This is a genomic window from Helicobacter bizzozeronii (assembly GCF_900196775.1).
Taxonomy (GTDB): Bacteria; Campylobacterota; Campylobacteria; order Campylobacterales; family Helicobacteraceae; genus Helicobacter; species Helicobacter bizzozeronii.
This window is the reverse complement of the sequence record NZ_FZLB01000055.1, coordinates 1-9,811: the sequence shown is the minus strand read 5'-3', so window position 1 is coordinate 9,811 and position 9,811 is coordinate 1. Positions and strand designations below refer to the sequence as shown.

Genomic DNA, 9,811 nt, shown 5'->3' with positions numbered 1-9,811 from the left:
TGTAGGCGACGGCTGATGCCGAGGTGGGAAGGGCTCTGTTGGGCGGGAGCGTGAGGTGTGTAGAAGAGGCAGGGGGAGGGGGGCGGGGGGAGTCTCTGTAAAAAGATTAGTTTGCAGGGTGGCTAGTTGCCTGCTTAAAAAGGCTTGATCTTTGTCTCTAATGAGGGCATTTAAGAGTTTGGGGGGTAGCATGCGAGCAAGCTTGGGGGAATTGATTGGATCATAGAGATTTTCTAAGTTTTCAAAGGCATTTAATAATTTGATCGCATAGGCAGGTCCGATCCCCTCTACGCCCTTATACCCATCGCTGCTATCGCCCACCAAACCTTGATAATCCCTAAATTGGTGGGGGGGTATTTTGTATTTTTCAAGGCAAAATGCCACGCCCCGATCGGTGTTGCTGGCAAAGTCATGCACGCACACAGAGGGGCTAACCAGCTGGTAAAAATCCTTATCATTGCTCAAAATACGCACTTGATAACCCTGTTGGCTAAAAAGGGTGCAAAGGCTAGCAATCACATCATCGCTTTCATAACCCTCCACACTCAAAGCGCATAATTGCATTTGCTTGATCCAATCCAAAATAGTGGGGAGCTGTGCCTCTAGGTGGGGGGGGCTTAGGCGTTTGGCTTTATAATCCGCATAAAGGGTTTTGCGTTGGCTCTTAGGGCTCTCTAGGGCAAAGATTAAACTATGGGCTTTAAATTTATAGACCTTTTGGATCACATGGGCAAAGGCACTCAGCCACGCGGTGTTAAAGCCCGCTGTGGTGTGCCAATCTTTAAAAGGATAGTAAAATTTAAAGAGGAGGTTGAAGGTATCCACCAAATGGATGGTTTTCATGTTTTGTGGATACAATCCTCAAAGAGGTATTGGTGCTCGCTGGGCAAGGCTTCATAAAGTTTGCGGGCTAAAAGGCGGATTTCCCAAAGGGCTTTGTTATGCGTGCGTAGGCTCAAAAAGTTTTGCAAACTGCGGGCATTAATGCTAAAAGCTAGGCTGGTTTTATAGCTCTCAGGCATGGCAAACTTGGCATAATCATTTTTCACATGCCCCACAATCAAAAGGCGCAAATTTTCTAGGGCATGCACGCTGGCATGATCGACTGCCTCGACCCCTGTAAAGACCAAAAACTCTTGGGCGCGTTGGAGATTGGGCTCTTCAAGGGGTAAAAAGCTCTCTTGGGCTTGGAGTTCTTTGAGGGTGTAGCGGCTGGATTTGACCGAAAAGCTAGCCATGCGGTGGCGGGCTAATTCTTGCAAACAAGCGCGGCTAATGCCCTGAATGTCAAAATTATAAAAGAGGTGCTCTAGGGTGGAGTTGTGGCGGTATTTGTTGGCAACGCGATCGATGAGTTCTAAATCTTTGCACCCCCCTCCATCGCTATTGGCAAAACTCTGGTAACAAGTGCGGATGGCTTCATAGCAACACGATAAAGGGGTGGCATGCTTTAAAATCACTAACATATTAGGGCTTTACAAGGAGGGTTTGGATTTGTGGGGGTGTATCTTGTGCGCTGGGTTGGGGGGTTGGGGCGATCCCCTCGGGGGCAAAACCCAAATTTTTAGGCGTGTAGATGGTGTTGGTGTAGATAATTTGTCGATCCTGCAGAGGCTCGCTAAAATCGGGTTTGAAGTTGGCATAAAACCGGGTGAGCATGTGATCCAAACTATCCAAACTGGCATAACTCACCCAATCATATTGCAAATCTGTATTGAGAATGGAGGCATATTGACTCAAATACGGGCTAGTTTTGCCAATCGCGCTGGTGAGGTAAAAATTAGTGCGATCCCTAGGCTGGGTGAGCATGAACATGGATAAATTAAAATTGATCTGGGAGGAGAGCAACATGGCTGGGCGGCTAGCCTTGGGGAGTCGGCTAATTTGGGAGAGCAAGAGCCCGGTTTTAACAATGGGCGTGTTGAAAAACACCACCGCATTTTTTAAGTATTTAGCCTGCCCCCTAAGCTCCCTAGAAAAGGTGCTGGCTTTTTTAAAAGTGATGGTGTCCTCATAGAGAATTTGCGCGCCCAAATCTTTTAAATTCTTGCCTAGCATCTCACCCCTAAAGCTGTCGTCATTATAGACCACTAGGGGTTTATGTTGCCCCAAATCCAAGAGTGCATGGACTTGCTTAAAAAAATCAATTCCCCCAAACAACAAGGAGGAGGGTAAATCCATGCGTTTTTCTAGTTGGTTTTTATGCACCGTGGGGATAATAGTTGGCAAATTTAGGGGCGTTTGGGCGATCAAATTTTCCACGCCATTTTGGGTTAAAAGGGCGATGACAAAAGGGAACTCTTCTTTTTCAATGGCTTGGTAGGTTTGTTTTAAACTCTCAGGGTCTTCTTGTTGGCTATCAAAGACCTTAAAGATAAAATCGTGGTTTTTATAGGACAGATACGCCAAAATGGCATTAATGGCGGCATTGCTGTAACGCCCGATCACCTTTTTGGGCACAAGGAGCGCCACTTGATAGGGGGTGTCTGGGGAAAATTGTTGCTGCGTGAAAACCTCTTGCAAAGCGGGTGGGTTGAGTAAATCATTAATGATTTTGTAATCATCTTGTAATTGGGGGTGCTTGATGCCCTCTGAAAAACGCGCCATAAAAGAAAAGATCTGCCCTTCTTCATAGAGCTTTTGCAAACAAGCCTCATCGCAAGGCTCTTCAAGTTGCACCACAACTTGCTTGGCTGGGGGCAAGGGCAATAACTCCCGCCCATGGGGACTCTTGGCATAGAGCAACGCCCCACAGAGCATGCCCAAAATTAAAAATCGCAACCGCTAGTCCTTGTGTTTTTTAAAGATATGGGGGCTTAGCATGTTGGCTGGTTGGAAGATTTCATCTAATTGTTCTTGGGTGAGGAGCTGGCGTTCTAGCACGATCTGATGGACGGATTTACCCGTATCTAGGGCTTCTTTGGCAATGGAGGCGGATTTTTCATAGCCGATGTGCGGGTTGAGTGCGGTAACAATGCCAATGCTATTAAAAACATAATCATGGCAGATTTTTTCATTAGCCGTGATGCCATTGATACATTTGTCAACCAAGGTGCGGATCGCGCGGTTAAGCATCAAAAAAGAATGGAAGAGCTTATAGGCGATCACGGGTTCAAACACATTGAGCTGGAGTTGTCCGCCCTCAGCAGCCATTGCGACCGCTAGGTCATTGCCAATGACTGAAAAGCACACTTGATTGACCACTTCGGGGATGACCGGATTGACTTTACCGGGCATGATGGAGCTACCCGGTTGCATTTTGGGTAGGTTAATTTCATTTAAGCCCGCACGCGGTCCAGAGCTTAGCAGACGCAGATCGTTACAGATTTTAGAAAGTTTGATGGCAATCCTTTTGAGTGCCCCGCTGACTTGCACATAAGCCCCCGTGCTTTGGCTAGCCTCAATCAAATCAACAGCAATGGTGAAAGGGCGACCGGTTACTTCTTGGATTTTCTTTTCCACAATGTATTTATAATCCGGGTGGGAGTTGATTCCCGTGCCAATAGCCGTCCCGCCTAAGTTTAGGACACGGGTCCATTCCCGTGCATCAAGGACATGCTGGATGTCTTTTTTCACCATCGAAACAAAGGTTTCAAATTCTTGACCCAAAGTCATGGGCACGGCATCTTGAAGCTGGGTGCGCCCCATTTTGAGGACATGGGCGAACTCTTTAGATTTCTTAGCAAAGGCATCTTTGAGGATTTTGAGGATTTGGGTTAGGTGATCCAAGCGTTCATAAATGGCGATCTTGAGTGCTGAAGGATAGACATCGTTTGTGCTTTGGGAACGATTGACATGGTCATTGGGGTGGCAGTATTGGTATTCGCCCTTTTTATGCCCCAAATACTCCAGTGCCATGTTGGCGATCACCTCATTGACATTCATGTTGGTGCTTGTGCCCGCCCCGCCTTGAATCATATCCACAACAAATTGATCATGATGCTCGCCATCAATGATCTTATCGCAAGCATGGCAGATCGCATCTTTGATCTTAACCTCAATGAGCCCTAAATCCGCATTGGCTAAAGCGGCGGCTTTTTTGACTTGCGCAAAGGATCGGATAAAAATGGGGTAGTTATAAAGCCGATCGTGTGTGATGTTGAAGTTCTCGACCGCCCGCAAGGTTTGGATGCCATAATAAAGGCTATCATCAATCTCCATCTCGCCAATAAAATCATGTTCTTTTCTAGTTGCCATGAAACTCTCCTGCATAAAATGATGGACATTCTACCGATTTAAAATTAATATTAAATTTTAACGACATAATCCCAAAGCAATTTGAGAATCGTAACACCCACGACCCCTAGAAAGATCGTGCGGATGAACTTGACTTCTTTAACCATCACCAAGTGGGAGCCCACAAAAGCCCCCAACATTTGCCCTAGCCCCATTAAAAGCCCGACACCCCACAAAATCGGCGACCCCCAGATAAATACACTCAAGCTTACGATATTACTCGTAAAATTTAAAACCTTCGTGTGTGCCACTGCCTTTTTCATGGGCAAGCCTAGCAGGGCGAGCATTAAAAAGGTCCAAAAAGAACCTGTTCCGGGTCCAAAGAAGCCATCATAAAACCCCAAGATGAACCCAAAGACCCCATAAAAAAGGGCGGGTTTGAGCTTGGGCGGGCGTTCTTGCTCGCCGATCTTGGGGCTAAAGAGGGTGTATAAAAAAATCACACCCAAGAAAATCGGGATTAACAGGCGCAATAAGTTGGCTTGCAAGAGCAAGATCACATAAGTCCCCAAGCATGCGCCCACAAATACAAAGACAATGCCTAGCCAAATTTCTTGGAGTGAAACTAGCCCCTTGCGCCAAAAATTAAACGCCGCGCTGAAACTGCCAAAACTGCTTTGTAATTTGTTGGTGGCTAGCACCATATGCACGGGCACGCCCATTGCCATGAGGGTTGGCACGCTAATGAGCCCCCCACCCCCCGCAATGGAATCAACCAAGCCCGCACAAAATGCCGCCACAAAAAAGATCGCATAATCAAAAAGCCCAAAATCCATGCCATTCTCAAAAATAAGTTTGTTTTAAAATATAGCATGGCATTTTTTTATAAACTTTAAAAACACACTTTTTGCTAAATGCTACGCATTTACCCCAAACAAGCCCGCTATTTTTGCCCAAAAGGCTAACTCAAGCCCCATTTAGGCTTTTTTGTTAGAGTTGCTTTAGTTTCTGTGTGTAACAGAAACAAATTCCAACTCATTTAAAATCTTTAAGGAGGCAATATGGTTTTAGTCGCGTTATCAGCAGAATTAGGGGCATCTAGGCGGGGGAGCAATAAGGGCGTGGAATGTTTGAGGCAGGCATTGGTCCAAAAATACCCAGAGGTTGCCAAGCATGCTGTTTTTATCAAGGAAGAGCAGTGCGCGCTAGATATTTCTTTTAAATACGCCAAACGCTTTGAAGATTACTACTTATTTTGCAGAGATGCCTTGATCCCGGGCATGCAAAAGGTGTTTGCAGAACACCAATTCCCCATTATTCTAAGCTCAGAACACTCCAATGCCTTTGGCATTATCCAAGCCTTGCGCAGCCAACATCCTAAAGAAAAAATTGGGATTTTGTATTTGGATGCGCATGCGGACATCCACACCGCCCATGACAGCCACTCAGGCAATATCCATGGCATGCCCTTAGGCATGGTGCTTAACAAAGTGCATGCTGGTCCTAATGATTTGAGCGCACAAGAAAAGGAATATTGGCAAGATTTATGTTCTTTGGGATTAGAAAAAGGGGTGGTGGATTTTGATCCCACCCAACTAGTGTATTTTGGTGTCCGCAGCACGGAGCGTAGCGAAGATGAGGTGATCGCTGAATATAATATCCCCCTTTTCAGTGTGGCACAAATTAGAGAGGACATGTTTGGCGTGGTGCAAAAGGCTAAAGAACACCTCAAGGGTATCCACACAATTTATTTGAGTCTGGATGTTGATGTGATGGATGGGGGGATTTTCACTTCTACGGGTGTGCGTGAAAAACGCGGTCTATACCCCCATGAATTGCAAGATTTATTGCAATTATTGCTCGATACTTTTGGCGATCGCCTAGCAGCCATTGAGATCACCGAATACAACCCTGACATGCACAAAGGCGGGCGTGATGATCAACAAGATGTGCTAGAACTCTTAATGAGCGCAACCCGCTATGCCTTGCAACGCAAAAAACACCCCCACAAAACCCATTCAAGAGATCATGCATGATCGCCATTGGCTTACCCAAAGAGAGCATGGACGCAGAGTTCCGCGTAGCCCTTGTGCCCGAAGATGTGGCGGTGTTGGTGCAAAATGCCAATTGTCAAATTTTTGTTGAGGAAAATGCAGGTTTGAATAGCGGTTATACCAACCAGCAATACCAGCAAGCCGGGGCGCAGATTGTCCCCACCAAGCAGGCTTGGGATCAGCCCATGATCTTAAAGTGCAAAGAACCCTTAGAGCACGAATATGCCTTGCTCAAAGAAGGGGCGACTCTCTTTAGCTATTTGGATTTGGCTTATAATGCCTCCCTAGCGCGCATGCTAGTGGATAAAAAGATTTTATCTATTTGCACCGAGACCATTGCCGGACCTAAGGGCAATTACCCGATCTTAGCCCCCATGAGTGTGGTTGCGGGCAATTTAGCCGCCCATTTTATCCAGCATTACTTATTAGCCCTAGAGCATTTGCCCGGTGTCTTTGGGCGGGGAGTGTTGTTGCGTGGTTTGGCGGGCGAACCGCAGGCAAAGGTGGTTGTTGTGGGCGGGGGCGTGGTGGGCTTAGAGGCGGCTAGGACTCTTAGCGTGATGGGCGCGCGGGTGGTGATCTTAGAGCTAGATTTTGCCAAATTGCAAGATCACCCCTACACCCACCTTTATCATTTGGAGGTGTTGGGCGTGAATGAGGCTAATATTGCCTATGCCCTAGAGGGTGCGCTAGGTTTGGTAGGCGCGGTGTTGCAAACCGCCACAGTCACGCCCAAAGTGATCCTAAGGCGGCATTTAAAATGCATGCAAAAAGGGGGTGTGGTGGTGGATGTGGCTTGCGATTTGGGGGGGTGCATTGAAACCACCCGCCAAACTAGCACCTCTACGCCCATTTACTTAGAAGAAGACTTGTTCCATTATGGCGTGCCCAACATGCCCGGGATTGTGGCTAAAACAAGCTCCATTGCCTATAGCCATGCCAGTTTGCCCTATGTGCTGTATTTCTTACAACATGGACTCAAAGGCTTTTTACAAGCCAAAGATAAAGTGGTCGCCCAGACTTTGGGGGGCTTGAGCGCTTATCAAGGCTATCTCACCCAAGAGGGAATCGCTAGGGCGTTTAATCTGCCCTATAAAGACCCTCAAGAGGTGCTAGCCCAGCTTTGAGCGGGGGGCTAGGGGCATTAGCGCAAGCTTGTTATTTGAGGGGGAGCACTTGCACGCTAAGGGAGTTAGGGAGACTGCGGACAAAAACGATGTTGTTTTTATTGCCACAGAATTGGCTAGGTGTTGGTTTTGTGGTGTCATTACAAGTGATCGCTCGGAGTTCCTGTTTCAAGCCATCCACATTGACAGCAAAACTATGGGCTTCATCATTATTAAAGCGTGCCACATAGACCGTTTTAGGGAAGATATTAGAACCTCTGATGTCAGCCGCTGTAGTCGCTTTATTCACCATGCGCATAATCCCCCCGACAGCCATCATCGCCATTCCAGCATCTCCGCCTGTTGCCGCTCCAGCTGTCTGTAAGCCCTTGCCCGCAGCTGTTTTTAAGATTGCCGAACTAATGGCACGGGCTTTGATGGCGGGCAAGGTAACTTTATATTCTGTTTGCACCACCGCATCAAAGTGAGAGAGGACCTCAAAATTTTGCGTCTTGCCATTGGCGACCAATTGGAAAGTGCTGTGAAAATCTTTGCCGTCCTCTAGAGTGGGAATTGCAAAATTAAGCTCAGTAATTTTATATTCCTTTAAAGTGGGTTGCACCCCATCTTCTAAAACCACCCAAGTTCTTTTGTGCGTGTTGTGGTGTTCAAAATCCTTAATATCTTGAGCGACAATAGAGCTTTTGCTAATCGCATAGGCTTCTTTCAAGTCATCAACGCCCTTGCTATCCCCATCAATGGTATAAAATAACCCAGCAACATAGCTAATCCAAGGGTTGATAAAGCCATCATAGGCAGCCATGTATTTCAAATTTGAGTAGCGTTGTTCCAATTCTTGATCAAAATTGCCAAGTCTAGCCGTGAATTTAGCAAGCTTGCCCGGATTTTTTTTCTTGGCTTCCTCTTCCATTTGGGCATGTGCCTTTTGGATCGCCTTACTATAAAACTCTTTGAGTCTTCTTTGGCGCTCAATGGTGCGGTTAAATTCTACCCGTGCATCTTTCATATTACCCAACATGGCATAATCAAGGGCTTTATAATAATTAGTCAAAGCCCATTCATACATGTGCCCTTCATAGATTTTATTGGTTTCATTCCCAAAGGTCGCACCCCCGACTTTAGAGAGGGTTTTTTCCAAGTTCTTATAGTTGGTGTCAAAGACTTTGTCGGCTTTACCCAACATCTCCAAAGAAGGCTTATAAGATCTCATCATAAAGGCATTCACGCCATTTTGCAATTCCCATAAAGGCGCATCTTTTTGTTTTTTATCTTGATCGATAAACTTTTTGGAAAGCTTATCCGCCTGTGGGTTTTGCTTAGCATAGTAAGCTTGCTGGAATTGTGCGAGCTGTGCGCGGCTCTCTGTGTGCGCACACCCCAAAAACACCAAGCCACTCGCCAAAATCCCGTAGAATTTCCAACTCAAACCAATCCGCATTCGCGACTCCTTACCAAAAAATAAGAGCCGATCGTAACAAAAGTTAATTAACCAAATGATATCCACGCAAGGATAACGGGGGTCTAAACCCCCCTAGAAGTTATAGACATAGTTGGCATAAAGGACGATCACGCGTCTAAAAGAAAAAGTGTTGGTCTGACCCGTTGAATATGCGCTGTAATAGGGGTTGTTGATGGCTGGGACTCTAAAGCCCACCTCCACGCCATTATGCACTCCAAAATTAGCCCGCACCCCGAAGTTAAACATCCATTGCACAAAAGTAGCCGAAAAGGTGGCGTTGTTATTGCCAATTGCACTTTTCAAAAACCAGTCATTATAGCTCACACAATAGGCATTATTGACCGTCGTTTGGCACACGCCATTAGCCTTGCCAGCCCCCAAAGTCCAAGTGCTCCCCCCCACAGCCATGCCCACAAAAGCCCCAATATCATAGCCCTTAGCACGGAAAAAATTCCACAACGCATCAATCCCCACCCCATAGAAATAATTCCCCAAAGACCCTTGAGTGGGGTATTTGTTGTCCGTTTTTTCTGAAAAGCCCCCACCTTGTAAGCTAATCAAGCCATAGTAACGCACGCCCCAGTGCCGTTTTTTGCCAAAGAATTGTTTATACCCCCCCTGAAAATCCACACCCCCTAGATCGCCAGAAAAGGGGTAAGTCGTGGTTGCATTGGGAGTTTTATACGCACGCGACCCAGCTGCATGGGAGTATTGCACCCCCACTTGGGCAAACCATCCATCTTTAGCTGCTTCTAAAGGCACGCCCAAGAGTCCAGCAAATCCCATCCCTAAAAACACCCGTTTAACCATACAAAACTCCTTACAAGACTCCTTCTTGTAGCAATTCTAGCAAGTTTTAAAGCTAATTGCAAGAACTTAAATCATTTTAAGTTTTTAATACGCATAAAACAAGGAACAAATTAATTGTCTGCAAAGAATCCAGATACCGCCCCGATCGCCCCTATAAACAAGATGATTGTATTGACGCTTTAGCC

Annotated in this window: 9 protein-coding genes; 2 read left to right on the top strand and 7 right to left on the bottom strand. The window is 46.3% G+C overall.

The genetic code is table 11. The annotated features are described in order from the left end of the window. The 5 genes from C5684_RS06710 to C5684_RS06690 all read right to left on the bottom strand — a co-directional run. On the bottom strand, positions 1-843 hold an 843-nt coding region (locus C5684_RS06710; protein WP_233708690.1), incomplete at its 3' end, for a 5'-3' exonuclease. Next, positions 840-1,466 (bottom strand): FAD-dependent thymidylate synthase, encoded by a 627-nt coding sequence (gene thyX, locus C5684_RS06705; RefSeq protein ID WP_104639816.1) that lies wholly within the window; start codon positions 1,464-1,466, stop codon positions 840-842. The genes thyX and C5684_RS06710, both read right to left, overlap by 4 nt. 1 nt (position 1,467) lies before the next feature. Then, positions 1,468-2,781 (bottom strand): transposase, encoded by a 1,314-nt coding sequence (locus C5684_RS06700; protein ID WP_233708689.1) that lies wholly within the window; start codon positions 2,779-2,781, stop codon positions 1,468-1,470. A gap of 3 nt (positions 2,782-2,784) precedes the next feature. Further along, positions 2,785-4,197 carry an aspartate ammonia-lyase gene (gene aspA / locus C5684_RS06695; protein ID WP_013891027.1) on the bottom strand — a complete coding sequence of 471 codons (1,413 nt, stop codon included), beginning with the start codon at positions 4,195-4,197 and terminating at the stop codon, positions 2,785-2,787. A 50-nt stretch (positions 4,198-4,247) separates the two neighbouring features. Then, a complete protein-coding gene (locus C5684_RS06690; RefSeq protein WP_013891028.1) occupies positions 4,248-5,012 on the bottom strand; it encodes a TSUP family transporter in 765 nt (254 codons plus the stop codon). A 225-nt stretch (positions 5,013-5,237) separates the two neighbouring features. Here C5684_RS06690 and rocF point away from each other — a divergent pair, with 225 nt between their 5' ends. After that, the gene (gene rocF / locus C5684_RS06685) at positions 5,238-6,212 is read left to right on the top strand and encodes an arginase (protein WP_104629129.1); all 975 of its coding nucleotides are present in this window, start codon (positions 5,238-5,240) and stop codon (positions 6,210-6,212) included. Next, positions 6,212-7,357, top strand: a complete 1,146-nt coding sequence (locus C5684_RS06680) for an alanine dehydrogenase (protein ID WP_104639817.1) — start codon at positions 6,212-6,214, stop codon at positions 7,355-7,357. The genes rocF and C5684_RS06680 overlap by 1 nt, the downstream gene beginning before the upstream one ends. Before the next feature lie 31 nt (positions 7,358-7,388). Here the strand turns inward: C5684_RS06680 and C5684_RS09550 are convergent, their stop codons facing one another. Together C5684_RS09550 and C5684_RS06670 are read right to left on the bottom strand one after the other, a co-directional pair. Further along, positions 7,389-8,795 carry a hypothetical protein gene (locus C5684_RS09550; protein ID WP_013891032.1) on the bottom strand — a complete coding sequence of 469 codons (1,407 nt, stop codon included), beginning with the start codon at positions 8,793-8,795 and terminating at the stop codon, positions 7,389-7,391. 93 nt (positions 8,796-8,888) lie between these two features. Further along, on the bottom strand, positions 8,889-9,626 hold the full coding sequence (locus C5684_RS06670; RefSeq protein WP_006016451.1) for an outer membrane protein: 738 nt from the start codon (positions 9,624-9,626) through the stop codon (positions 8,889-8,891). Between the last annotated feature and the right edge of the window lie 185 nt (positions 9,627-9,811).